The sequence below is a fragment of the Niveispirillum sp. SYP-B3756 genome, assembly GCF_009495745.1.
Classification (GTDB): Bacteria; Pseudomonadota; Alphaproteobacteria; order Azospirillales; family Azospirillaceae; genus Niveispirillum.
On the sequence record NZ_WIDQ01000002.1, the window covers coordinates 211077 to 237171 of the forward strand.

Consider the following 26095-nt stretch of genomic DNA (forward strand, 5'->3'; position numbering starts at 1 on the left):
TTGTTGATGCCTCAACCCACCGGCTCTACCACCAGCCGCCCAGGGCTGGCTTGATGCCAGCGGACTTTGTACAGCCGGCTGACGGCATTCAAAAAGGCGATCAGGTCGCTGTTGCGATAAACCCCGCTGACCTTCAGGTCAGCAGCACCCGGCAGCACCTGCACATCGACATGGGTATAGCGCGCAAATTCAGCCAGGGCTGCTGATAATGGCGTGGCGTCGAACGCCACCTGACCATGCCGCCAGGCAAATTCACGGGTGGCGTCGCTGTTGGCCAGCAGCAATTTTCCGTTCGCCGCCACATCGGCGCGCTGACCGGGCGTCAGATGCGCCAGCAGCCTGTCATCGGACAGCCGGCGCAGATCAACCCCGCCTTCGGCCAGGAAAATCCGTGTGCCCCGGGCGGTATCGCGCACGCTGAACAGGGTGCCGGTGGCCCGGATGGCGGTATCCCCATCCCGCACGGTGAAGGGGCGGAAATCGCCATGGGCAACGGTGAATTCCGCCTCCCCGCGCTCCAGCCGCACATCGCGGCCCAGCCAGCCATACTCCACCGTCAACAGCGTATCGGTGTTCAGCCGCAGCAGGCTGCCATCGGGCAGCGACACTTCCACCACCTGCCCCATGGCGGACCGGTAGGTCTGCCGGGTGGCGTAATTGGCGGGGGGAAAGACGCTGATCACGGCCAGGGCGACAAGCGCCAAAGCCCCCGCCCCCATCAGGGCCATGGACCAGGGGCGCACCGGTGCCGCCGGAGGCTTGGTTGCAGGGCCAGCCAGCCGCAGGCCGCGCGCACGCCGCCGTTCCGCCCGGATGGTCGGGTCATCAGCCAGTTCAGCACTGCTGCGCCAGCCGCTTTCCACCAAATGCATGGCCGCGCCATGGCGCGGATCGGCATAAAGCCAGCCGGTAAATTCATCCCATTCGGCATCGCTGGCGTCACCGCCGGTCAGGCGCGCCAGCCACGCCGCGGCATCGGCCAGCGTGCCTTCGTCAAAATCCCGATAATTGCTTCCCGAACCGACTGTCATGCCTGATCGGCCACCCGCCGGGCCAAATGGATCATGGCGCGTTCAATATGCCGCCCCACCGCCACGGTTGGGATGCCAAGGTGCGCCGCAATTTCCTTATGCGACATACCTTCGTAACGGGCAAGCACGAAGGATTGCCGGCACACCGGTTCCAGTTCCAACAGGGCGGCGCGCACGGCTGCCAGCTTCTGGCGACCGGCCGCCGCCGCTTCCGGCGAGGTAGCACCGCCGTCGCTGACCTCGATCGCCTCGTCAAAGGCGACATGGCGGTCACGCACGCGGGCCTTGTCACGCCGGAACCGGTCAATCCAGACGCTGGAGGCCACCCGCATCAGCATGTCACGCCAATTGGTCACCCGCTGCCCATCCACCCGCGCCGCCAGCACCCGGCAATAGACATCCTGCACATGGTCCTCCACCTCGTCCGCCATATCCAGGCGGCGGGTGAAATAGGCGCGCAGGGCGGCGCGATGGTCGGCGTGGTCCAGCGCCTGCGTGCCAGGGCGCGGTGGAAGCAGGCGGTTTTTCGCGGGGGGCATGGCCGTCTCCGTTGCCGGTCGGGTTGACCCAAGGGTTCGGGACCGCCCCTATAGCACCGGTTCCGCGACAGTTTCGTGTCAGACAGGTGACGGCCCGTGACCCAAGATGGCGTCAGTAAACGTCGCGGCAATATCGGCGGTCGGCGGCCATGTCGGCCAATGCATCGGCCCCCAGCACCTGTTCCAGCACCGCGTGCACCCCGCCGGCCATGCCGTCCAGGCTGCCGCAGACATAGAGGGCCGCCCCCTGCGCCACCCAGGCCCGCAGCTCATCCGCTGCTGCGGCCAGCCGGTCTTGGACATAGCCGCCGCCATCGCGGGAAAAGGCCAGATCCAGGCGGGAGAGATGGCCCGCCGCCTGCCAGGCGGCCAGTTCATCGCCAAACAGGCTGTCATGCGCGCGGGTGCGTTCACCGAACAGCAGCCAGTTGCGGCCATGCCCGGCCGCCGCCCGGGCCTTCAACTGCGCCCGCAGCCCGGCAATACCGGTGCCATTGCCGATCAGGATCAGCGGCCTGTCATCGGCGGGCGGGTGGAAAGCACTGTTGCGGCGAAGGCGCAGGCGGATGGTGGCCCCCATCGCCGCGTGCTGCGTCAGCCAGCCAGAGCCCAGGCCCAGCCGCCCATCGGGACCGACCACCTGCCGCACCACCAGTTCCAGCGCCCCATCGGCGGGCAGGGAGGCGATGGAATATTCCCGGTGCGGCAGTGGCTCCAGCCGTTCGCGGATCGCCGCCGGCGACAGGCCGCGCCAGCTTTCCGGCCTTTCCGGCAGGCGGGCGAAGGCCAGATCAGCTTCCATATCCGCCGGCAGCCCCAGCGCTGCCAGCAGGGCCGCCACCTGTGCCGGATCGTTCCCCGGCCCCACCTCTGCCACATCACCCGCCTGCCAATCTGCCGCGATACCGGCCGGCGGGGTCAGGCGCAGATGATGGATCGGGCCGCCGGGGCTGCCGGGATTCAGGTGGCGGCGGGTTTCCAGCCGCCAGGACTGATAGGCCACAGGCGCCCAGTCCGCCGCCACCGCACCACCGGCCAGATGCGCCAACTGCCCCTGCCATTGGCGCAGGGCGGCGCCGTCGCCATTATCCACCTCCACCCGGTCGAACAAAGGCACCGCCCCGCCATGGCGCAGCCAGCCATCCAGCGCGTGGCCAAAGGCGCAATAGTGCCGATAGGATCGGTCGCCCAACGCCAGCAGGCCATAATTCAGCCCCTGCAGGGCCGCCGGTCTGGCCATCACCTGGGCAACAAAGCGGGCGGCATTGTCCGGCGCATCGCCTTCCCCGGTCGTGCTGACGATGAACAGCACCTGCCCCGCCCCCGCCAGGGCCGCCGCATCCAGCCCGCCCAGCGGGGTGGCCCAGGCGGCGCGCCCGGCCCCCTGCAGGGCGGCAACCGCGCGTTCGGCCAGCATTTCGGCAAAGCCGGTCTGGCTGGCATAGGCCACCAGCACCCCGCCCGCCGGCCCGGTTGCCGCGCGCCGGCGCCGGCGGTGCCGCCACCATGTCCAGCCGCAGAAACCGGCATAGGCCAGCACCAGCGCGCCGGCCGCCAGCGGGCGCGCTGTGGCGGGGGATAGCAGCAACAGCGCCTCAGACATCATCCTCATCCAGCATGGCGGCCAGGGCCGGGCTGAACCGCTCCACAATCCCGCCGCCGTCGCGCAGCAGGAACAAGGCGGCCAGCCCCTGCCGGGTGGCCAGTTCCATCCCCTCTTCCTGCCCCAGCACGCCCAGGGCCGTGGCCCAGACATCGGCCAGCATACATTCCGGATGCAAAACGGTCACCGCCGCCAGCCGGTCCGGTACCGGGTGACCGCTGCGCGGGTCGATGGTGTGGGACAGGCGCTGTCCATCATGGCTGATGAACCGCCGGCTGTCGCCGCTGGTGGCGATGGAAAGCCCGTGCAACGCCACCTTGGTTTCCACGCCCCCCATCACGCCATCCAGCGTGCAGGCCCGTTCCAGCCCCACCCACCAGGGGGTGGCATCGGGTTTGATGCCCCAGCCGCGCAACTCCCCGCCAATATCCACCAGAAAACTGCGGATACCGCGCGCCGTCAGGGCTGCTGCCACCTTATCCACGGCAAAGCCCTTGGCGATGGCCGACAAATCCAGATGCAACCCACCGGGCTGGTAGAGCCGGCTTTCATTCCGGTTCAGCAATAATCCTTGCCAGCCACAGCGTTCCCGCGCACGGGCGATGGCGGCGGCATCGGGAATTGCGGCAGGCCCGGCCGGGCCGAAGCCCCAGAGATCGACCAAGGGGCCGATGGTGGGGTCATAGGCGCCGCCGCTGGCCGCCGCCACATCCAGCGCGCAGCCGATCACCTGGGCCATATCGGCCGGCAGATCGTGCCAAGTGCGCGGTTCTGCTTGATTGTACCGGGTTAGCAACGAATCCTTTTCCCAGTTGCTCATCTGCTGGATGACCCCATCCAGGATGGCCACCACCTGCCCGCGCAGGGCCACCGGGTCGGGGGCGGCGGGCTGGATCAGGCGCAGCGCCCAATAGGTGCCCATGGTCTGCCCCTGCAGGGCAATCGTGGGCGTACCGGGCGGCGGCAAGGCCGCCTCCGGCGCATCAAGCGGAAGGATCAGGCGCAGCATCGGAACCGGACAAGCGGGACAAGGGAGGAAAAACGGGGGCGCCAGGGCATGGCGCCCCCTGGCCGTTACTGGGCCAGCACTTCCAGCGTGGTGTTATAGCTGGCGCGGCGCTTGGCCGCCTGCTTGACGGAGGTTTTGTTATCTTCCAGATCAGCCTCCATCCAATACATTCCGGGGGCAGGCCATTTTACTGTCACCTTGCCCTCCTTGTCGGTCTTCAGCTTCATCTCGCCCAGCTCATTGCGATAACGAATGCCGCCAGGAATGATGGAGACTTCCAGGTCCGGGGCCGGCTTGCCATCCAGCACGAACTGGAAGGTGGCATTCTCACCGGCGAACAGGTCGTTCGGGTGGGTCACCGGCACCAGTTCCAGCCCCTTGCCCGTCGGCTTCAGCGCCGTATCGGTCGGCTTGCCGGCAGTGGCGAAGATTTCCATGCGGCGGAAATTCTCCGTCACCTGCAGTTTTTCGGCATTGGCCGGCACTTCCTTGGCGAAGTTCTCGGCCGTACCGCGCCAGCGCTTGCGCTGACCGCCCTCTTCCCAGGAGGCCATCAGGCCGCCACCAGCCATCGCCACCTTATAGGTGCCGGGCTTGTCCAGATGCACATCGAAGGTGGAGCGGTATTTGCCGGTGGCCTGGTTCTCCGCCTTGCCCTCCCTGCCATCGGGGGTGATGACCTGCAGCCCGTCCAGGCGCAGCGGCACATGTTCGAAATAGAACAGATCGTTGGAAACGGCGGCATCCACCGTGATCCACGGGTCTTGGCCCGACAGCACGGTGGCCGATGGCAACATCCAGGTGCGGTGAGCGGCGGCGGGCAGGGCCATGCCGGCAATCAGGGCGATGGTCAGGCCAGTACGGGCGAGCAGCGATTTCATGTCTTGTAACCCTTTCCAGAGGAGGAAAAATCAGGGCTTGATGGCCAGCGCGACGGTGCCCAACTCACTGCTGCCCTTTACCGATTGCGAAACCGCCACCTTGGCGGGCCATTCGAAGGGAATGCGCAGCAATTCGCGGCCGCCCACTTCGCGCGCCGCCTCCACCACCAGCGCATAGGCACCGGGCTTGAGTGCCGCCAGCGGGCCCTTGGCCGTATCAAAGCTCAGCGTATGTTCGCCCACCGGCAGGGTGGGGCCAGAGACACCATCGATGGGGAAACTCTGGTCGCGGCCCGACCGGCGCCACCATTGGCGCATGTCCTTCAGCCATTTCGTGCCTTCATTGTCTCGCTTCTGCACGTCATAGCGGACGGTCAGATTGGCGATGGCCTGATCATTCTGTTCCACCCAAACGGCCAGATAGGGGCGGTGATATTCGGCCACATCCAGCCGGGGGATTTCCACCGTCACCGCCATTTCCCCTGCCATGGCGGGGGTGGCGGCCAGACCGGTCAGGGTGACGCTCAACAGCTTGCGCATCGGTTTCCTCGTCAATAACTGAATAGATAAGTAACTCAATGGATCAGCAGGATCATCAGCAACAGCGGCGCCACCAGCCCCAGCCCCACCAAAGGCCAGGTGGTGGGGCGGTTGCGGGCGTGCATCTGCAACAGGAACAGACCGGTCAGACAGAAGACCAGACAGGCACCGGCGGCGATATCGATGAACCAGGCCCAGGCCGGCCCGGTATTGCGGCCCTTATGCAGATCGTTGAAGTAAGAGACCCAGCCGCGATCGGTCACCTCGTGCAGCACAGCACCGCTTTCCCGGTCGATGGACAGCCAGGCATCCCCGCCGGGGCGCGGCAGGGAGATGTAAATCTCCTCCGCTGACCATTCCACCGGCCGGCCGGCCACCGTCACACCCAGCGTGTCGGCAATCCAGTCCGCCACGGCGGCCGGCACTGGGGGAGCGGGCCTGGCCGTATCATCCACCGCCGCCAGGGCGGGGCGCAGGGCTTCGGGCAGGCTGGTGCGCTGTTCGGTCACCACCGGTTTGGCCTCAATGGCGCCGGCATGGTTCAAGGTGATACCGGTAATGGCGAATCCCAGCATGGCGATCAGGCACAGGGCCGAACTGACCCAGTGCCATTGATGCAGATGTTTCAGCCAGAAAGCCCGACGCGACTGCGCCGCCACATCGCCGGCCACTTTCCCTACCGCCCCCGCCATCGCCATCCACTAGCAGTAACCCATCATCGGTGCAAATATGAAGCATGGATGCGAATAAGTCGCAATGAAATTAACACAGGGGCGATGGTGGTTTTGGGTAACGTTCCGCAGCGGTTTGCCTCGGATTTCCAGGGCAACCCTGGCCGGCCTCTTGTCGCGTAAGTTGCCTAACCCTCAGCATAGAAAGCCAGGAGCCGCACGATGGCCTATCATCCTGTCAGAATGTGTTGGCCGGAAAGTTTCTTTTGGCAACACCCTCATCTCATTGTTTACGGGAAACACAGGTCTTGCTGAACCCTTGGTATCAAATCCAGGACGAAGGGTCCGTCCGGGCGGCGCAATCGGTCGCCTTTGTTCAGCAATTGCCGATGATCATTGCGGGCAACCTGTTCGGTGCCTGGATCGGTGCCCTGCTGCTGGCCGATCAGTTCTCAGTATGGGAGTTGGCGCCGCTGACCCTGGGTGTACCCCTGCTGTTGAGCCCGGCGATGATCAGTGTAATCCGGGCTAGGCGGCGGACAGCGCCGCTGACCGTCTCTCGCCAGCGGATCGGGCGGATCATCCGGTCCTCTTCCATGCTGGGGTTGGTGTGGTGCGGGCTGATGTTCTATTACCTGCCCCGCACCACGCCCGATATCCGCTTTCTGCTGATGGGGGGCTGCACCTTCCTGGCGGTGGGGGCCAATGCCGCACTCTCCACCGTGCCACAGGCCTGTCTGGCCTATGCCATGCCGATGAATCTGGCGGCCATCATGGTGGCCATCCTCGTTCCCCATCCCGATCGGGTGGGGGTGGTGCTCCTGATGGGACTGATGACGGCGGGTCAGCTGGCTTTCCTGCGCGGCAACTGGCAGGGTTTCCTGGCGTTGCGTCATCATGAAAGGCGATTGGCGACAGCACAGAAGGTGGCGCAGCTGGGCTGGTGGGTCAGCGACCCCAATAACGGCCATCACGAATTCTCCAGCAATCTGCCTGCCCTGATCGGCCTGCCGGCCAATACGCCGTTGACGCGGGATGCCCTGTTGCCAACGCTGCGGGCGCTGACCCCGGTGGCGACGACAGAGGGTGCGGATTCCAGCAGCAGCCACCCGGTGCAGCGGCCCGACGGCACGCTGGCCTGGATCAGGCGGGACACTGCCCTGCTGGCCGGACCGCAGGGCGGGGGCGACTGGGTGATGACCACCTTCCAGGACGTGACCAGCCTGGAAGAGGCCCGTGGCATGGCCCAGGCGCGGGAGGCCATGCTGGGCACCGTGCTGGAAACGGTCGATCAGGGCATCATCGCCGTGGATAGCGACCTGAAGGTTCTGGCCTTCAATCGCAGCCTGGAGGGAATTCTGGGACTGCCACCGGGCCTCTGCAGCATCGGCACATCCATGGCCGAGCTGATCCGCTGGAACGTCACGAACGGCGAATATGGCCCCGTGGACAATGTGGACGCGATGGTGGCCCAGCGGATCGGCCGCATCAAGCCGGGCGAACCGCACAAGTTCGAGCGCACCCGCCCCAATGGCCGGGTGCTGGAGGTGCATGGCAATCCGATGCCGGGCGGCGGCTTCGTCACCACCTATACTGACATCACGGCGTCCCGCCAGCGGGAGGCGGAGCTGACGCGGCTGGCCCAGGCGCTGACCGACGCCAAGACGGCGGCAGAGGCGGCCAGCCGCGCCAAATCCGAATTCCTGGCCAATATGAGCCACGAAATCCGCACGCCGATGAATGCGGTGATCGGCATGAGCTATCTGGCTCTGCGCACTGACCTACCGCCCAAGGCGCGCGATTACCTGCGCAAGATCGAGGCGTCGGGCAAAGCGTTGCTGGGCATCATCAACAGTGTGCTGGATCTGTCGAAGATCGAGGCCGGCAAGGTCACCATCGAACAGGTGGAATTCCCACTGGAGGAGATGCTGGATGGTATCGCCGCCATCCATGCCGAAGATGCACGGCGCAAGGGCCTGCGCTTTCAGCTGCGCGCCGCACCGGAACAGCCGCGCGTGCTGATCGGCGATCCGCTGCGCCTGACCCAGGTGGTGAATAATCTGGTCGCCAACGCCATCAAATTTACCACCACCGGCCATGTCAGCGTCAATACCCATACGGAAATGGTGGAAACCGACCGGCTGACCCTGGTGATTGAGGTTTCCGACAGCGGCATCGGCATGACCGACGAACAGATATCTCGCCTGTTCGTCAGTTTCAGCCAGGCCGACAGTTCCACCACCCGCAAATATGGCGGCACCGGGCTGGGTCTGGCCATCAGCCGGCAATTGCTGGACCTGATGGGCGGAAAGGTGGAGGTGCGCAGCACCCCCGGCCTGGGCAGCCTGTTCCGGCTGCGCATCCCGCTGCGCTGGCGCCCGGCCAAGCCGGGCGACACGGCACGCGGCATGGTGGACCTTTTCGGCCGCCGCGCCTTGATTGTGGATGACAGCGCCGTGGCGGTGGAAGTGCTGGCCGACATGCTGGAACAGCACGGTATCCAGGTGACCGGCGTGCGGTCGGGGGATGAGGCGCTGTCGCTGCTGGCCCGGGCGCGGGAAGAGGGACAGCCCTTCGATCTGGTGCTGATCGACTGGCGGATGCCCGGCATGGACGGGCTGACCCTGTGCCAACGCATCCATGACTTGCCGGGCGGGGAGCCGGAACCGATTCTGATGGTCACCGCCTATGATGTGGATGAGCTGGCCGGACAATTGGCGCAACTGCCCATCTGCCGGGTGCTGGCCAAGCCGGTGACCCCGGCCGATATGCGCGATGCCCTGCATCAGGCCTTCGCCACCAGCATCCAGATACCGGACGGAACCGATCCGGGCGACAGTCTGGCCGATGTGCGCGGGGCGGATATCCTGCTGGTGGAAGATAATCCGCTGAACCAGCAGGTGGCGATGGATTTGCTGGCCCGCTGGGACATGCGGGTCAGTCTGGCGGAGGATGGGGCCCAGGCCGTGGCCATGGTGGCCCGCCATCGCTTCGATCTGGTGCTGATGGATGTGCAGATGCCGGGGATGGATGGCTATGCCGCGACCCGCGCCATCCGCGCCAACCCGGCCAATGCCCATCTGCCCATCCTGGCCATGACGGCCCATGCGCTGGACAGCGACCGGCAGCGTTGCCGCGATGCCGGTATGAATGACCATGTCACCAAGCCGGTGATCCTGGAAGATCTGGCGGCGGCTCTGCGGCGCTGGTTGCCACAGCGCGCCACCGCGCAATTTGGGGAACGGGCTGCAACAGCGACCGTGACAGCGGATATGCAGCGGTTGGATGCCTTGCGTGGCCTGCTGGATATTGAGGATGCGCTGGCGCGGGCCGGTGATGATGCCACCCTGCTGGCCAACCTGATCACCAGTTTTACCCGCCAGCTGGACAGTCTTATCCCCGGTCTGCACGACGCCCTGGCGCTGCCGGACAGTGGGGCGGTTGGTCGCCTGCTGCATATGTTGGCTGGTACGGCCGCTACCATCGGTGCCGCCGATCTGGGCCGCCGCGCCGCTGCCGCCAATCAGGCCCTGCGGGAAGAAAAGCCGATCTGGCAGGCCATGGCAGCAGAGATCAGTGAAAGGCTGGGCGGGCTGCAGCTATCCCTGAAGGGCTGGACCGATCCACCGGCCCCGCCACCACCGCCACCCGCAGCCCCCCCCTGCCCCGTGGCCAAGGGGACACCCCGGCATCTGCTGGTGGTGGATGACAGCGAGCTGAATCTAGCCTTGATCGCCAGTCTGCTGCGCCGCCAGGGTTTCCATGTCACCACCGCTGCGTCAGGGGAGGCCGCCCTGGAAGCGGTGGCGGGTGCCCCCTTCGATGCCGTGCTGATGGATGTGCAGATGCCGGGTATGGACGGGCTGGAAACCACACGCCGGATCAGGGCACTGGCCGGTCCGGCCGCACGCGTGCGCGTTATCGCCGTGACGGCCCAGCAGAAGGAACAGGTCTGGCCCGATCTGGTGGCTGCCGGCATGGATGGCTTCATCCCCAAGCCCTTCACGCCCGACAGCCTGCGCGAAGCGGTGGAAGCCGCCTTGGCGCCGGAACAGCCGGGCTGAACTACGGACCGGCATTCCCCAACCGCTCCCGGCTGCCCAAAAGAAAAAGCCCGTCGGATGATACCGGCGGGCCTTTAGTTTTCAGGACAGAGAGGGTCGGGGGAAACAGAGCCCTCCCCCATGGGCATCCGGACAGGGGCAAAGCCCCGAAGACGAGAGAGACAAGCCCGAACCGATCATCCGGTCTTGATGATGTAAGAATAGGCGTGTCCGGCTGTTGACGCTTTGCGCTAGATCAAGAAGATGAAGGATTTCCGGCCTTGGAAGCGCTTTTCGCCGGGCCGGGGGGGGGGGCTGCCATGCGGGCTCGCTTCTCGCGCCCAGCGGCGGGCGGCGGCGATCGCCGCCGTATCAACGGCCATCATGGATGAGCGGTGATATTAATCTTCCTGTCCAAACAGGGGGATGGGGGCCATATCGCGCACCGGGCGCAGCACGATATTGCTGGTAACCCGTACCACCCCCAGCTCACTGTCATCGATCCAGCTTTGCGTCAATTCCTGATAGGCGTCGATATCCGGACAGATCAGCTTGGCGACATAGTCAAAGGCACCACTGACCTCGAAACATTCCACCACCTCTGGCGTATTGGCCAGCCTGCGTTCGAAGAGCTGGCGGCTTTCCCGGCCGTGCCGTTCCATGGCGATCTGGGCCAACACGGTGATGCAGGATTGCAGCCGCCTTATATCCAGCACCGCCTGATAGCGGCGGATCAACCCTTCCCGTTCCAGCCGCCGCACCCGTTCCAGGCAGGGGCGGGGAGACAGCCCCACCTTTTCCGACAGGGCCTGGTTGGTGATGCGACCATCCTGCTGCAGCGCCATCAGAATACGCTGGTCGATCTGGTCCAGGCGACGTCGGGAAGGACTCATGGCAAACGGCCTTTGCGGGGGCGGATGGAGCGCACGCACGCGTGTGTGTGCGTATGCCAAGCGGCATGATGGCGACGCCCACTGCCAAAGGCAAAATACTTATGCCAATCTCTCTTGATCGTGACCGATCCAGAGAGATTTCATGTTCCCTCAGTCGCGGGGCGACTGAGGGCGGACAAAAAAATCAAGAGCCATGGGGCATGGCTCTTGATATAGGCAGGCCGGTCGACCTTGGGGGATTCTTGCTCAGTACTTATATTTCAACGTCGCGTACCACTGGGCCGGGGCGTTGTAGCTGCCGAAAGTGACGCCGGCGGCATCATTCTGGTTGCCGGTGGTCAGGTAGCGTTCATCGGTGATGTTGGTGCCGCCCACCGTGGCCGACCAGCGCCCGTCGGGTGCCGTGTAGGTGACGGAGAGATTGACCATGTCGATTGACGGGCGGCGCAGCAGTTCCGTGTTGGCACTGTCATTATACATGGCCCCTGTGTGGGTATAGTCCACACCGAAGCGCAGGGTGGCATCATTGGGCAGGTCGGCGGTGTAAGACGGGCTGAGGCTGAATTTCAGCGTCGGCGTCTTGGGCAGGCGGCTGTCCAGCGTCACACCCAGAGCGCCGGGGGCCACCTGCTGATAGCGGGCGTGCAGGTAACCCAGCGTACCGTCCAGGGTGAAGCCATTGCCCAGCAGGGCCTGGAACTCGGCCTCGCCACCCCAGATGCGCGCCTCGCCGGCATTGCGCAGGGTGGGCGAAACACCTTCCTGGAAATTAAGCTGGATGCCCCGGTAATCGGTGCGGAAACCGGCCACATTCAGGCGCAGGCGGCGGTCCAGCAGCTCCGACTTCACGCCCAGCTCATAGGTTTCGGCCTTTTCCGGGCCGAAACCGGGGGCGGTGGAGAGCGGGTTGGACAGGCGTGTCGTCCAGCTGCCGGACTTGAAACCCTTGGTCCAGGAACCATAGCCCATCACATCATCGGTGATGTGATACTCCGCCCCCAGGCGGGGGGTGAAGATGTAATAGGTCTTCTTGTTTTCCCCTGCCGGATAGTAACGCAGCGGCTGGCCCGGCACGGGGAAGCCCAGGGCCACGCGGCAGGCCTCCGACACCGGATAGCAGCCGGACAGCTTGTAATTCAGCGCGTTCAGGTCGGACTGGCCGCCCTCGAACGTCTTATGCTCCCAGGTATAGCGGGCACCCACGGTCAGACCGATCTTATCGGTCAGTTCATAATTCAGGTGGGTATAGGCGGCGGCCGAACTGGTTTCCAGCGTGTTGGGCCCGTCCAGCTGCAGCAGACCTTCGTTGAAGGTCACGTAATCATGCAGGCTGCCGCCTTCGTTAAAGTAATAAAGCCCATAGACATAATGCAGCTTGTCGCTGAACGCCTTGCCGGTGAGCTGGAGTTCCTGGCTGACCTGATATTGCTTCATGGTGAAGGACAGGTCGGCCATGTTCAGCGGTGACCCATCGGCATCCAGCCCCGCCGACCAGAGCAGGCGGCGATAAGAGGTGATGGATTTCAGCCCCATATCATCGTCAATGTCCCAATCCAGCGTGTTGGTGAACCCGAAGGTCTGCAGGCGGGAGAAGCTGAGATTGCTGCCGTAGGTCTTGTCGATGTCCTTGCTGAGGAACTTATTGTCAAAGGTCAGCCGCGTGCCGGCGCCGGTCAGCGGCGTGCCCACCACGCCGCGCGGCAATACGCAGGCATTGGTGAAATTGGGGTTGCCGGGGGCGGCACTGATGGCGGCAATCACCGGGGCCGGGTTGCTGACGCAGAGATTATAGATGGCCAGCAGGCCGCCAGTGGGGTTGGTGGCCAGCAGGTTGTTGGTGGTGGTGGAACGGTCGCGGGTATAATCAAAGCTCAGCGTGTTGGTGACGCTGCCATTGCCCTTCCAGAACAGCTTGCCGCGGGCTGTGTGGCTGTCAATATTGCCCTGCCGGTCAGACGTGCCGGACCCGGCGCGGCTCAGCGGCGTCTGGTCGGTGACGGTGCCGGACAGGCCGGGGAACTTCTCCACCTTCAGATAGCCGTCGCGTTTCTTCGATGAAAAGGCCCAGGAGCTGAACAGCGTGTCGGTCAGCGGCACATCGGCGGCCACCCCCACATCGAACCGGTTCAGGCTGCCGCCGGTGACGGATGCGGTGGCGCCGAACTGTTCGGCCGGCTGGCGGGTGACGATGCTGATGGCACCACCGATGGTGTTACGCCCGAACAGCGTCCCTTGTGGACCCTTCAACACTTCGATATGGCCGACATCCATCAGGTCGGCATTGGCGCCGGTGGTGCGCGCCAGATAGACACCATCAACATAGACGCCGACACCGGGGTCCAGGTTGAAGGCGAAATCATCCTGACCGATACCGCGGATGGAGGCGGACAGCACCGAAGGCGAGCCGGAGAAGGGCGAACCGGCATCCAGATTGATGTTGGGGGCGATGGCGGCGATGTTCTGCACATCGACGATGCCCTTGGTCTCCAGCGCTTCGGCGGAAAAGGCGCTGACGGCGATCGGCACATCCTGCACATTTTCCGCCCGCTTCTGCGCGGTGACGATGATTTCTTCAATCTGTTCCTGCGCGGTGGCCGGCAAGGCCAGCAGCGCCAACAGGGTGCCGGCCGTGGCCAGGGCAAGGCTTTGGGTCCGGGTGTTGCGCCCTCGTGTCATTCCTGATCCTCCCTTGGGGTCCGGGCTTTGTGGCTGGCCCGGTTATTGATGATCGGAATGTCGGGGAAAAAACGTCTGCCGTCTTATCCCGTTTTGGCACGAAGCTATAACCAAACCCGATAGAACGGGCGGCTGGGCGATGCCTATCAACAAAGGTTATAGCTTCGTGCGGAAACGCGATAAGACGGGCGGGGGCTTTCGGGGGAAAGTCGGATCAACGGTCAGCTCATGGACCGGATCGCAAACGTCAAGGTGTACGACGTGGCTGCCCCCCGCTCCGTCATTTATCTGCTGCCCGGTCTGCTGTGTGACGGGATCGTCTGGAAACATCAGGCCGAGGCGCTGACCGCCGACGGGCATGAGGTCCGTATCCCCGATTTTCGCTTCTTCGACAGCCTGAATGCCATGGCACAGGCGGTGCTGGCCGAGGCACCCGCCCGCTTTGCCCTGGCCGGCCATTCCATGGGCGGGCGGGTGGCGCTGGAAATCATCCGCCAGCGGCCCGACCGGGTGGACCGGCTGGGCCTGCTGGATACCGGCACCCATGGCCCGCAGCCGGGCGAGCCGGAAAAGCGTCAGGTGCTGATCGATCTGGCCAAGGCAGAAGGGATGACGGCTTTGGCCGCCCGCTGGCTGCCGCCGATGGTGCATCCCGACCGGCTGCAAGACCCGGATTTCATGGGCGTGCTGACCGACATGGTGGAGCGCATGTCGCCGGAAATTTATGAAGGGCAGGTGCGGGCGCTGTTGAACCGGCCCGATGCCGGGCCCGGCCTGTCGCGCATCGGCTGCCCGGTGATGCTGGGCGTGGGCCGCCAGGATGGCTGGAGCCCGCCGGCCCAGCATCAGGCCATGGCCGACGCCATTCCCCAGGCGAAGCTGGAGATTTTCGAACAAAGCGGCCACATGGCCCCGATGGAGGCCCCCGTTGCCGTCACCCAGGCCCTGCGCCGCTGGCTGGCGGTGGATTAAAGGGGGCCGGGGATGGAACGCGCGCTGCTGGACGAACTGCTGGCGGAACGGGCCATCACCCGGCTGATCCATCAGTTTATCCGCCTGAATGATTCTGGGGATTACGAGGCGTTGGCCAGCCTGTTCACGCCCGACGGGCGCTTTGCGCGGCCGACAACGCCGGACCAGCCGATCATCGGGCGGGTGGCCATTCTGGCTTCTTTCAAGGCGCGGCCGCCGCGCCTGACCCGGCATCTGGCCGCCAATATTGAGATTGATCTACTGCCCGACGGGCAGGCCGCCCAGGCACGCAGCCAGATCATCCTGTTCACCAGCCCCGTGGCCGGTGGGCCGGTCAGCCTGCTGGTCGGCGGGTTTGACGATGAACTGGTGCGCCAGGGCGAGGACTGGCTTTTCCGGTCCCGACAGGGATCGTTGCTGATGAAGGGCGGCTTGCAGGACGCACCCTGAACAAGCCGCCCCACCCAAAAATATAAGGACGGAGGAAACGGTGACGGACAAGGCGACTGAGACTTTCCTGGCCCCCCGGCGCTGGATGGGCAAACTGTTCCTGGGCGGCTGGAACGCCGGCACGGCGGGCACGCTGACAGTGACCGAACCGGCGACCGGTGAGACCCTGGGCCAGTTGGGTGCCGCCACGCCCGCCGATGTGGCGGTGGCCGCACAGCGGGCGCATGAGGCGCAGAAGCGCTGGCAGACCACACCGGAGCGCACGAAGATCGCCATCATGCTGCGGGTGGCCACCCTGCTGGGGGAACAGGCCGAGGAGATTATCGGCTGGATCATCCGGGAAACCGGTTCCATCCGGCCCAAGGCGGAACTGGAAATCAACGAGACGATCGCCATCTTCCATCAGGCGGCGGGGATGCTGGGGGAAAATCGCGGCCTGCTGCTGCCCTCCATCACCGGTCGGCAAAGCTATGCCAAGCGGGTGCCGCATGGGGTGGTGGGCGTGATTTCCCCCTTCAATGTGCCGCTGATCCTGGCCGCCCGCGCCGTGGCCCCGGCGCTGGCCACCGGCAATGCCGTGATCCTGAAGCCCGATCCGCGCACCTCTGTTTCCGGCGGCGTCGTGCTGGCCCGGCTGTTTGAGGAGGCGGGCCTGCCTGCCGATGTTTTCCACCTGCTGCCCGGTGGGGTGGATGTGGGCGAGGCCTTGGTGGAACATCCGCTGGTGCGGATGATCAGCTTCACCGGTTCCACCCGCGCCGGGCGTGCCATCGGGGAGGCCTGTGGCCGGCTGCTGAAGCGCGCCTCGCTGGAACTGGGCGGCAAGAGCCCGCTGATCGTGCTGGAGGATGCGGATGTCGATCAAGCCGCCTCCAATGCCGCCATGGGGGCTTTCCTGCATCAGGGGCAGATCTGCATGGCGTCCGGCCGCATCCTGGTGCAGGAGCGCATTGCCGATGCCTTTGCCGCCCGGCTGGCGGAAAAGGCCAGTCACCTGCCGGTGGGCAATCCTGCCACCGATAATGTCGCCCTGGGCCCGCTGATCAGCGCCAGCCAGCGCGACCGGGTGCATGACATTGTACAGGATGCCGTGGCCAAGGGGGCCAAGCTGGCCGCCGGCGGCAGTTTTGAGGGCCTGTTCTACCGCCCCACCGTGCTGTACGGCGTGAAGCCGGGGATGCGCGCCTATGGGGAGGAAGTGTTCGGCCCGGTGGCCAACATCATCCCGTTCGGCAGTGACGAGGAGGCGGTGAACATCGCCAACGATACCGAATATGGCCTGTCATCCGCCGTCTTCTCCCCCAATCTGGCCCGTGCCTTGGCCATTGGCGACAAGATCAACTCCGGCATCCTGCATATCAATGACCAGACGGTCAGCGATGAGATTTTCAATCCGTTCGGCGGGCGCGGTGCCTCTGGCAATGGCGGCAATACGGGCGGCCCGGCCAACTGGGATCTGTTCACCCAATGGCGCTGGGTGACGGTGGAGGACAAGCCCTCGCCCAAGCCGTTCTGAGGGCGGTGCCGCCCCCTCGCATCGAAACAATAAAGCCCGCCCCGACAACACAAAAAGGGGCGGGCATCTGAGGAGAGTGAACGGAAATGGCAAGCTACGAGAATCGCTGGCAGACGGTGCGGGTGGATCTGGACGATCAGGGGATCGGCTGGCTCTATTTCAACCGCCCGGAAAAGCGCAACGCCATGAGCCCGACCCTGAACCGGGAAATGCTGGAAGCGCTGAACGATCTGGAACTGGATGAACAGGTCAAGGTGGTGGTGCTGACGGGCGAGGGTACGGCCTGGTCCGCCGGCATGGATTTGAAGGAATATTTCCGCGAAACCGACGGCAAGTCGGATGTGGTGCAGGAACGGGTACGGCGCGATGCCTCCAACTGGCAATGGCGGGTGCTGCGCTTCTATGGCAAGCCCACCATCGCCATGGTCAATGGCTGGTGCTTCGGCGGCGCCTTCTCCCCCCTGGTGGCGTGTGATCTGGCGGTGGCGGCGGAAGATGCCGTGTTCGGCCTGTCGGAGATAAACTGGGGCATCCCGCCCGGCAATCTGGTCAGCAAGGCGCTGGCCGACACGGTGGGCCATCGCAAGGCTTTGGAATATGTGATGACCGGCGACACATTCACCGGCCGGCAGGCCGCTGAAATGGGGCTGGTGAATTACGCCGTGCCGGCGGCGGAGCTGAAGGCGCGCACGGTGGAACTGGCGGCCAAGCTGCTGGACAAGAACCCGGTGATCCTGCGCGCCGCCAAGCATGGTTTCAAGCGCTGCCGCGAACTGACCTGGGAACAGAACGAGGATTATTTGTACGCCAAGGTGGACCAGTCCATCGGGCGCGACAAGGAAAAGGGCCGGGAAAAGGGCATGAGCCAGTTCCTGGATGAGAAATCGATCAAGCCGGGGCTGCAGTCCTATCGGCGGTAACGGGGGCGGACGCGCCTTTGCCGTTGGCCCTGCTCCCAACGTCAAAGCCTCATCTTCCACCGTCACCCCGGCGAAGGCCGGGGTCCAGTTTGTAGAGCAATGTGCCCTTTGATTCTGGACCCCGGCCTTCGCCGGGGTGACGGTGGAGGGGGCCTTGGCCGGTGTGCAATCCGTCAAACATGCACGTCCCTGGCTGCCAGCCAAGTTGTGCGCCGGTTCACTCTCCCCCAACACACCAAAAAAACCGGGCGAACGCCCCTTGTTCTTTGGAGGAACCCAGGCATGAACCCGTCACCTGCCTTTTCCGTGCAGCGGCTGCTGCGCCCCCGCTCCGTCGCCATTGTCGGGGTCTCGCCCAATCCGGGGGCGCTGGGCTCTGCGGTGCTGCGCAATCTGGAGCGCGCCGGCTTTGACGGCGCCATCCATCTGGTCAATCCCAAGCACGCGCAGATCAGCGGGCGCGCCTGTGTCGCCAGCGTGGATGATCTGCCCCAGGGTGTGGATTGCGTGGTGCTGGCCATTCCGCGCGCTGCCGTGCTGGAGGTGCTGGAAGCCTGCGGCAAGCGCGGTGTCGGCGGCGTCATCATCTTTTCCGCCGGCTTTGCCGAGGCGGGTGAACAGGGCCGCGCCGATCAGGCGCGCATCCGCGATATTGCCCGCGCCTATGGCATGGTGGTGGAAGGGCCGAACTGCCTGGGGCTGGTGAATTATCTGGATGGGGCCTTCCTCACCTTCACCGACGTGCCGGCCATCCGGCTGGGCGACCGCAAGGGGGTGGCCATCGTCTCCCAGAGCGGGGCGATGGCGGCGGTGCTGTCGGTCGGGCTGCTGGCCCGCGATGTCGGGCTTTCCTACTACGTCTCCACCGGGAACGAGGCGGCCAGCGGGGTTGAGGATTATATCGACTATCTGCTGGATGACCCGCACGCCGACACCATCGCCCTGATCGTGGAACAGTTCCGCCAGCCCCGGCGCTTCCTGGATCTGGCCCGGCAGGCCCGCGCCAAGGGTAAGCGGCTGGTGCTGCTGCATCCCGGCCGGTCGGCGGCGGCGCGCGCCTCTGCCGAAACCCATACCGGGGCCATGGCCGGCGATTATGCCGTGATGTGCACCAAGGTGGCCCATGAAGGGGTGGTGATTGCCGATCGGCTGGAAAGCCTGCTGGATATCACCGAACTGCTGTATCGCTGCCCGCAACCGCCGGCCGGTGGCGTGATGGTGATGACCGAATCCGGGGCCTTCAAGGCCCTGACCCTGGATCTGTGCGAGGCGGAGGGGCTGGCCCTGCCCGCCCTGTCGGAAAAGACGGATAGCGGGCTGCGCCAAGTGCTGCCGGATTTCATTCCGCCCAGCAACCCGCTGGATTTGACAGCCCAGGCCCTGGTCGATCCCGGCCTTTATGACCGCACCCTGACCGTGCTGCTGGAGGATGAGCGGTATGATGCCATCGTTTTCGGCATCATCCTGACCGACCCCGGCACCTGCCACCTGAAATTCCCGCCCATCCTGGCCGCCTTGGAGCGGTTGAAACCATCCAAGCCGGTGATCTTTGCCGGGCTGGATGAAGGGGCGGATGTGCCGATGGAGTATATCGCGGCGCTGCGCCGGCTGGGCGTGCCCTTCTTCCCCACCGCCGAGCGCGCCCTGGTGGCGCTGGCCCGGCTGACGGCATCGGTGACGCAGGATCGGCGGGGCCGGGTGGTGCCGGACAAGGCCAGCGACAGTTTCGTCTTTGATACCGGCACCTTGCCGGAATACCGGTCCAAGGCGGTGCTGTCGGCGCTGGGCGTGCCGGTGCCCGATGGCATCATGGCGACATCGCTGGCCGAGGCGCAGCAGGCGGCGGAACGCATCGGCTATCCGGTGGTGCTGAAGGCCCAGGCGGCGGCCCTGTCGCACAAAAGCGATGTCGGCGGCGTGGTGCTGAACCTGGACGGGCCGCAGGCGCTGGCCGCCGGTTGGGCCCGGCTGACCGGTGCCCTGGCCCAGGCCCGGCCGGGCCTGGTGCTGGATGGGGTGCTGGTGGAAAAGATGGGGCCGCGCGGCACCGAACTGATCGTCGGGGCCCATAATGATCCCGAATGGGGGCCGGTGCTGCTGGTCGGGCTGGGCGGCGTGATGGCGGAGGCGCTGCACGATGTCCGCCTGCTGCCGCCTGACCTGTCACGCGACGCCATTGAGGCGGAATTGCTGCGGCTGAAAGGTGCAGCATTGCTGCGCGGCTTCCGGGGGGCGCCGCCGGTCGATCTGCCGGCGGTGGCGGATATTGTCACCAAGCTGGGGGCGCTGATGCTGGCCCATCCGGATGTGGCCGCGGTGGATATCAACCCCGTCGTCGCCTATCCGCAGGGCCAGGGGGCGCTCGCCCTGGACGCGCTGATCGTGGTGCGGTGAGGGGGCGTTTGCGCCCTCACCTCCCTATTCTCCCCCGTCACCCCGGCGCAGGCCGGGGTCCAGTCTCGTAGAGCAAAGTGCCTGTGGCCCCTGGACCCCGGCCTGCGCCGGGGTGACGGGGGAGAGAGACTGAGGCTGGAGCCGAAAGCTCCACTTCCTTTCACCCCTCCTCACGCCTCCACAATCGCCAGTTCGCGCAGTTCGGCCAGTTGGTTGCGCAGGATGGGCAGGATCAGGCGGGCGGGGCCGGATTGCGGAGGATCGCGGGAAATGATGCCGCCGGAACGCCGTGTCCCCTGGACCGGAATGGCAAGGGGGCAGAACAGGCCCCGGCGGATTTCATCGGCCACCAGCATGGCCGGCACCGCCACCACGAAATCGGTGGTGCTGGCCAGTTCCCGCGCCAGGCTCATCGAACTGATGCGCAACTGCCGGGCGGGGTTCAGTCGGGCGGCCTGGATGGCGGATTGCACATCCTGTTCAATCCGCTGCGTCAGCGTCGGCAGTACCAGCCCATAACGGGAAATGCCCTCCGGCGACAGGTCACTGTCCGTCAGCAACGGATGCCCTTTGCGCACGATGAAGGAGACGGCTTCATGATAGAGCACCGTGCGGATCAGCCCATCGGGCAGATCGGGCGGATAGAGCCGGCCGATGATCAGATCAATATCACCGGCCCACAGCCGGGGCAGCAGCTCTTCCGTCCGGCCCTGCAGCACATTGACATTCAGGTCCGGTGCCCGGTCGCACAATTCGCGCAGCACGGCGGGCAGCAGACCGGCCGCCGCCACCGGCAGGGCACCAACGGTGATCGACGCACTGCGCGTATCGGCCAGCCGGCTCATATCATTCTGCAACCGCCGGATCTGGCCCAGCACGCCGCGCGCGGTTTCGCACAGCATGGATCCCATCGCCGTGGCTTGCACCCCGCGGGCATGGCGGGTGAACAGCTCCCCGCCCATCAGGCTTTCCACCTCATGCAGGGTGCGGGTCAAGGACGGCTGGCTGACATGCAGCGACCGGGCGGCACCCAGCAGGCTGCCATGCCGGTCAATGGCGTCGATGGCGCGCAAGTGCCTGATCTTCAAGCGTTGTTCCAGATAGTTCGGCGTGGGGCCGCCACTGCCGCTTACCGGGGCCAGCATCATGATGCACCTCCGGGGCAGGCATGGCCGAAACCCTTGGCAAAACCCGTCACCAGCACAGGCGAGATACCGATGCCATTGAGACCTGACGTCACCATCGCCTCCCGTAAGCGCATATTGTTATTTCTCAGAACTATATGGCTTTGGATCCAAACAGGTCAATACGTCCCGTTCATATCGCTGAAAAATGCTGCTCTGGATCCAGTATGGATCCCGGATTCCGGTTTGCCGGGTTTTGTGAAGGGCGATATGATGCAACCGTTCAGCATCCGCCGGCCGGTCAGTGCCGGCGGTTTGCGTTTTTCCGGGGTAGTTGCATGACCAGCCTGACCGTTCCGCCCGTGCCGGCCGGCCCCGCCACCTCGGCCAAGCAGTTGGCCACCGTGGTGTTGCGCATCCGGGAAATGATCCTGCGCGGAGAACTGGCCCCCGGCGAACGGGTGCGGGAGACGGAGATTGCCGACCGTCTCAACCTGTCGCGCACGCCGGTGCGTCAGGCGCTGCCGGCCCTGGCCCAGGAAGGGCTGCTGGTGGCATCGGGCCGGCGCGGCTATGCCGTGCGCACCTTTACCGCGCAGGAAACGGTGGAGGCGATAGAGCTGCGCGCGGTGATGGAGGGGCTGGCCGCCCGCACCCTGGCCGAACGCGGCGCGCCGGAACTGTTGCTCTCAGCCCTGCGCACCTGTCTGGCCCAGGGCGATGCCATCTTCGCCAAGCGCATGATCGAGGAAGAGGACGAGGCGCGCTATGGCGTGATGAATGACCGGTTCCACCGGCTGATCCTGGAAGGGGCGGGGCGGCCGCTGCTGGTCAGCTTTGCTCAGCGCTGCAATATCGTGCCCTTCGTTTCCCCGCTCAGCCTGGCCTTCCAGCAGCGCGGCGGGGAGGGCATGTATAATATCCTGTTTTATGCCCACCAGCAGCATCATGCCATTGTCGACGCCATTGCCAGCCGCGATGGCGCCCGCGCGGAATTCCTGTTCCGCGAACATGCGCTGACCCAGAAGAACAGCATCGATCTGGACCTGACCTGGGCGGATTGGCGGCCAGCCTGAACGGGGTTGGTGGATAACCCAAGCTCAGGCGCGGCGGTTTTCCTGATGGACCAGTCGCACCAGTTCCACGCCGGTGACCTTGGGCCCTGCCACCTCCTGCGCCAGCCGCAGCAGATCGGCCTTGAAGCGGGCGGGTTGGATGCCGCTGGGGGCCAGTTGGCCCTTGGCGCCCTGTTCATAAAGGCTGCTCAACAGCCGGTCGCGCACGGGGGGCAGGATGGTGTCCGGGCTGTTGCCGGGGGCCAGTTCCAGGCGTAGTTCCGTCGCCAGGAAAGCCACCACCTTGCCATGCTGCCAGATCGGCACGATCAACGTGCCCAGATCGCCCATGGCCGGTTTGGCATCGGCATCGGCAACCGTCACGGCGACCTTCTCCGACGGGGCGGTGAGATAGCCGCCAGCAGCCCCGGCAACAAACAGGGACAGCCCGGCCAGGGCGGGAAGGGCAAGCTTTGGCAGGGGCATGGTTTGGCCTGTGGATGGGGGGTGTTGACGATAAGCCTTTAACCGTCATTCCCGCGAAGGCGGGAATCCAAAACCCGCGCTGTCGTATGGATTCCCGCCTTCGCGGGAATGACGGTGGTAAATTGCAGGGAATATCGGTGCGGAAGGGGCCAGGCTTCGGAAGCCGCTCAACCGTAAAACGACCCTAAAACGGCAGCACCGCGTCCAGCACCTGCTGGCCGATGCGCGGCTGCTGCAGGTCGGTCAGCTGGCCGCGACCGCCATAGGCGATGCGGGCTTCGGCGATCTTTTCGTAACTGACGGTGTTGGTGGTGGTGATGTCCTGTGGGCGGATCACCCCGGCGATGCGTAGTTCGCGCAGTTCGTAATTCACCCGCATTTCCTGCCGCCCGGCAATCACCAGATTGCCGTTGGGCAGCACGTTGGTGACAACGGCCGCCACCTGCAACGAGATATTTTCCTGCCGGTTCACCGCACCGGAGCCGCTGGAACTGCCGCTGGAATTCAGGTTCACCAGATTCTGCGGGTCCACCGCGTCGGGCAGCACCGATTTCAGCTTGCTTTCCAGGCCCAGGAAATTGGGCACGCCGGTCTTCTCGCTGCCGGCGCGCGACCGGGTGGTCTGGTTGCTGATCTTGGCCTGCTCGGCCATGTTCACCACCACGGTGACGATATCGCCCACCTTGGTGGCACGCAGGTCGCGCAGGAAGCCGCGCGCATCCGCCTCCCACAAGGAGGCCGGCTGCCGTAATTGGGTGGAGCGTTGCGGCATCGGCATACTGACGCCGGTGGCTTCGGCCTGTTGGCCTGGATTTTCGATCGGCGTCATGCTGGGGGCCTTGCCCAGATGGTCCAGCCGATCGGCACAGCCGGCCAGCAGCAGCGGACCCAGCAGCAGGATGGCCGCCTTTGTCTTCACGTCATGCATCGACTTGCTCCTCAATCCCCTGCGCTGACCGTGCCAGGACCGGTGACGGTGGCGGTGACGGTGCGGTTGCTGTCCAGATTCTGCACCCGCACCAGATCGCCCAAGCCGGCATTGGCCAGGGCGCGGCCACGGGCCGTTACGAGCAGCGGACCCTGGCGGAATTCCACCGTCACCGGCTTGTTGCGCTGGATGATCACCGGCTGGCTGATCGAACTGGCCTGCACCGGTCGGCCGGGGGAGAGCAGGCGCTTGGCCTCCATCCCCACCATGGACTGGGCGCTGGTCAGGGTGCGGCCGCTCACCTGATCGTTGCGCATGGGGATCAGGGTCAGGTCGCCGGCCGCAATCACCTCACCGGCGCTGATGCGGCGGGTCGGAACGGGCACCTGGATTTCCGTCCAGACCTCCCCATCCACGCGGAACCGAACCTCCTGTTCGCCCATTTTGCTGCGCAGCATGGCTGCAAAACGGCGGGTGGCGGGATCGAAATTCATCTGCTCCACCCCGCTGACGGGGCGGGTCACCGGGTCTTTCAGACGCAGGCGCAATTCCCCTTCCCCCAGCGCCTCGCCATAGCGGGCCTGGATTTCCGCCAGCAACAGGCGGGTGGCGCTGTCGGCCTGTTCGGTGCCGGTGGCGGGCTGGGCCAGCACCGGGGCGATGGGGGCCGACAGCAGCAGAAGGGCCAGCAGGGCGGGGGCGATGCGCTTCATCCGGCCCATCCTCAGCGCATCTGGGTCAGGGTGGTCAGCATCTGGTCGCCGGCTTCCACCGTGCGGCTGTTCATCTCATAGGCGCGCTGGGCCGAAATCAGATTGGTGATTTCCGAGACGATGTTGACGTTGGAGGATTCGATATAGCCCTGGCGGATATTGGCAAAACCCTGCTGGCCCGGAATGCCCAGGATCGGCACGCCCGAGGCCGGGGTTTCCAGATAGAGATTATTGCCGATCGTTTCCAGCCCCGCCTCGTTGACGAACATGGCGACCTCAAACTGGCCGACATTCTCCGGATCCTTCTGTCCGTCAATATAGGCCAGCACTTCGCCATTCTTGTTGATGGTCACGCTTTTGGTGTTTTCCGGCACGGTGATGCCGGGGTTCACCTGATTGCCATCCATGGTGACGATGCTGCCTTCGGCGGAAAGTTGGAAATTCCCGGCGCGGGTATAGGCCGTCTCCCCCGACGGCAGGGTGACCAGGAAGAAACCGCGCCCGTCCAGCGCCACGTCATAGGTGTTTTCCGTCTGGCTCAACGTGCCCTGGGCGTGCAGGCGGGACACGGCGGCCGGCTTCACCCCCAGCCCCAGCTGGATGCCCGCCGGCACGATCTGCCCCTGGTCCGACGCGCTGGAACCGGCGCGCAGTTGGGACTGGTACATCAGATCCTGGAATTCGGCGCGGGAGCGTTTGAAGCCGACGGTATTGATGTTGGCGATGTTGTTGGAGATTACCTCCACATTCATCTGCTGGGCCATCATGCCGCTGGCGGCGATATCGAGCGTGCGCATGGGTCGCTATCCTTTATGGGAAGGGGCGGGGGTGGCCGGTCAGGAGGTGGCCGTCCCGCCCAGCTTGTCGATGGCGTTGCTCTGCCGCCGGTTTTCAGAGTCGGTCATGTTGCTGGCCAGGGCATAGGCGCGGTTGATATCGATCAGCCGGACCATTTCCATGATCGGCTGCACGTTCGATCCTTCCAGCGCACCCTGCACGATGCTGGCGCCGACGGCGGGCAACGCCTCGCCTTCGGCCTTCACCAGACCATTGCCATCGCGCTGCAGGCCGGCCGGGTTGGGCAGGGTGAACAGGCCGATGCGGCCCAGCTCCACCGACTGGATCTGTTCCCCCTGGCCACCAACCATATAGGAGAGGGTGCCGTCGGCCCCGATGCTGATCGGGCCGACATCTTCCGGCACCTCCACCGTATTGCCATCGGCATCCAGCACATTATGGCCATCCACCGTCACCAGCATCCCCTCTTGCGAGCGCTGCAGGCGGCCATCGCGGGTGTAGCGGATGCCGCCCGGTGTTTCCACCTGCAGCCAGGCATCGCCCCGGATGGCAATATCCAGCGGGTTGCCGGTCACCGATACCGTGCCTTCGCGCAGGTCGGTATAGGTGGCGCGATCCACCACAAAGGCGGTGGGATCGCCCTGGCTGACACGGGTGACGTAATCGTCAAAGACCGGGCGTTCGGCGCGGTAGGCCGTGGTGTTCATGTTGGCGATATTGTTCGCCGTCACATCCAGCATCCGGCGCAGCGCCATCTGTTGCGACAGCGCGACATAGAGCGCGTTTTCCACGGGCGGACCAGCCTCCGGCAAGGGCCCGCCGGGCCGGTTTCTCCGGCAGGCGGGATGGGCGG

General features: G+C 65.2%; 22 protein-coding genes. 7 read left to right on the forward strand and 15 right to left on the reverse strand.

What is annotated here, in order from left to right:
* Positions 1-11 precede the first annotated feature (11 nt).
* The 7 genes from GE253_RS04870 to GE253_RS04900 form a co-directional block, all read right to left on the reverse strand.
* On the reverse strand, positions 12-1031 hold the full coding sequence (locus GE253_RS04870; protein WP_153203022.1) for a FecR domain-containing protein: 1020 nt from the start codon (positions 1029-1031) through the stop codon (positions 12-14).
* Positions 1028-1570, reverse strand: a complete 543-nt coding sequence (locus tag GE253_RS04875; RefSeq protein ID WP_153203023.1) for an RNA polymerase sigma factor — start codon at positions 1568-1570, stop codon at positions 1028-1030. The genes GE253_RS04870 and GE253_RS04875 overlap by 4 nt, the downstream gene beginning before the upstream one ends.
* Before the next feature lie 112 nt (positions 1571-1682).
* On the reverse strand, positions 1683-3173 hold the full coding sequence (locus GE253_RS04880; RefSeq protein ID WP_153203396.1) for a sulfite reductase subunit alpha: 1491 nt from the start codon (positions 3171-3173) through the stop codon (positions 1683-1685).
* The gene (locus GE253_RS04885) at positions 3166-4182 is read right to left on the reverse strand and encodes an FAD:protein FMN transferase (protein ID WP_153203024.1); all 1017 of its coding nucleotides are present in this window, start codon (positions 4180-4182) and stop codon (positions 3166-3168) included. Before GE253_RS04885 ends, GE253_RS04880 begins: the two co-directional genes overlap by 8 nt.
* A gap of 65 nt (positions 4183-4247) precedes the next feature.
* Complete coding sequence (locus GE253_RS04890) at positions 4248-5063, reverse strand: DUF4198 domain-containing protein (protein WP_153203025.1); 816 nt, start codon at positions 5061-5063, stop codon at positions 4248-4250.
* Between the two features lie 30 nt (positions 5064-5093).
* Positions 5094-5603, reverse strand: a complete 510-nt coding sequence (locus GE253_RS04895) for a DUF2271 domain-containing protein (RefSeq protein WP_153203026.1) — start codon at positions 5601-5603, stop codon at positions 5094-5096.
* A 35-nt stretch (positions 5604-5638) separates the two neighbouring features.
* On the reverse strand, positions 5639-6295 hold the full coding sequence (locus GE253_RS04900; protein WP_153203027.1) for a PepSY-associated TM helix domain-containing protein: 657 nt from the start codon (positions 6293-6295) through the stop codon (positions 5639-5641).
* Between the two features lie 287 nt (positions 6296-6582).
* Here GE253_RS04900 and GE253_RS04905 point away from each other — a divergent pair, with 287 nt between their 5' ends.
* Positions 6583-10338, forward strand: coding sequence for a response regulator (locus GE253_RS04905; protein ID WP_153203028.1), 3756 nt, complete (start codon positions 6583-6585; stop codon positions 10336-10338).
* Between the two features lie 380 nt (positions 10339-10718).
* On the opposite strand, the gene GE253_RS04910 is transcribed toward GE253_RS04905, so the two are convergent.
* Positions 10719-11210: an Lrp/AsnC family transcriptional regulator gene (locus GE253_RS04910; RefSeq protein ID WP_153203029.1), complete on the reverse strand. Its 492-nt coding sequence runs from the start codon at positions 11208-11210 to the stop codon at positions 10719-10721.
* A gap of 246 nt (positions 11211-11456) precedes the next feature.
* Entirely contained in the window at positions 11457-13886 is a 2430-nt protein-coding gene (locus tag GE253_RS04915) for a TonB-dependent receptor (RefSeq protein ID WP_211101345.1), read from the reverse strand.
* A 228-nt stretch (positions 13887-14114) separates the two neighbouring features.
* Between GE253_RS04915 and GE253_RS04920 the strand changes: the two genes are divergently transcribed.
* The 5 genes from GE253_RS04920 (at position 14115) to GE253_RS04940 (ending at position 20138) form a co-directional block, all read left to right on the forward strand.
* A complete protein-coding gene (locus tag GE253_RS04920; RefSeq protein ID WP_153203030.1) occupies positions 14115-14858 on the forward strand; it encodes an alpha/beta hydrolase in 744 nt (247 codons plus the stop codon).
* Between the two features lie 12 nt (positions 14859-14870).
* A complete protein-coding gene (locus GE253_RS04925; RefSeq protein WP_153203031.1) occupies positions 14871-15308 on the forward strand; it encodes a nuclear transport factor 2 family protein in 438 nt (145 codons plus the stop codon).
* A gap of 40 nt (positions 15309-15348) precedes the next feature.
* Positions 15349-16824 (forward strand): benzaldehyde dehydrogenase, encoded by a 1476-nt coding sequence (locus GE253_RS04930; RefSeq protein WP_348770775.1) that lies wholly within the window; start codon positions 15349-15351, stop codon positions 16822-16824.
* Positions 16825-16910: 86 nt separating this feature from the next.
* Entirely contained in the window at positions 16911-17744 is an 834-nt protein-coding gene (locus tag GE253_RS04935; RefSeq protein ID WP_153203032.1) for a p-hydroxycinnamoyl CoA hydratase/lyase, read from the forward strand.
* Positions 17745-18026: 282 nt separating this feature from the next.
* Positions 18027-20138, forward strand: a complete 2112-nt coding sequence (locus tag GE253_RS04940) for an acetate--CoA ligase family protein (protein WP_153203033.1) — start codon at positions 18027-18029, stop codon at positions 20136-20138.
* Between the two features lie 170 nt (positions 20139-20308).
* On the opposite strand, the gene GE253_RS04945 is transcribed toward GE253_RS04940, so the two are convergent.
* The gene (locus GE253_RS04945) at positions 20309-21286 is read right to left on the reverse strand and encodes a LysR substrate-binding domain-containing protein (protein ID WP_153203034.1); all 978 of its coding nucleotides are present in this window, start codon (positions 21284-21286) and stop codon (positions 20309-20311) included.
* Positions 21287-21600: 314 nt separating this feature from the next.
* Between GE253_RS04945 and GE253_RS04950 the strand changes: the two genes are divergently transcribed.
* Positions 21601-22338, forward strand: coding sequence for a GntR family transcriptional regulator (locus tag GE253_RS04950; protein ID WP_153203035.1), 738 nt, complete (start codon positions 21601-21603; stop codon positions 22336-22338).
* A 24-nt stretch (positions 22339-22362) separates the two neighbouring features.
* Here the strand turns inward: GE253_RS04950 and GE253_RS04955 are convergent, their stop codons facing one another.
* The 5 genes from GE253_RS04955 to flgF form a co-directional block, all read right to left on the reverse strand.
* A complete protein-coding gene (locus tag GE253_RS04955; RefSeq protein ID WP_153203036.1) occupies positions 22363-22803 on the reverse strand; it encodes a hypothetical protein in 441 nt (146 codons plus the stop codon).
* Between the two features lie 184 nt (positions 22804-22987).
* Positions 22988-23731: a flagellar basal body L-ring protein FlgH gene (gene flgH / locus GE253_RS04960; protein WP_153203037.1), complete on the reverse strand. Its 744-nt coding sequence runs from the start codon at positions 23729-23731 to the stop codon at positions 22988-22990.
* 11 nt (positions 23732-23742) lie between these two features.
* The gene (flgA, locus tag GE253_RS04965) at positions 23743-24444 is read right to left on the reverse strand and encodes a flagellar basal body P-ring formation chaperone FlgA (RefSeq protein WP_173012504.1); all 702 of its coding nucleotides are present in this window, start codon (positions 24442-24444) and stop codon (positions 23743-23745) included.
* A gap of 11 nt (positions 24445-24455) precedes the next feature.
* Positions 24456-25241 (reverse strand): flagellar basal-body rod protein FlgG, encoded by a 786-nt coding sequence (flgG, locus tag GE253_RS04970; protein ID WP_153203039.1) that lies wholly within the window; start codon positions 25239-25241, stop codon positions 24456-24458.
* A gap of 39 nt (positions 25242-25280) precedes the next feature.
* The gene (flgF, locus tag GE253_RS04975) at positions 25281-26033 is read right to left on the reverse strand and encodes a flagellar basal-body rod protein FlgF (RefSeq protein WP_173012505.1); all 753 of its coding nucleotides are present in this window, start codon (positions 26031-26033) and stop codon (positions 25281-25283) included.
* Between the last annotated feature and the right edge of the window lie 62 nt (positions 26034-26095).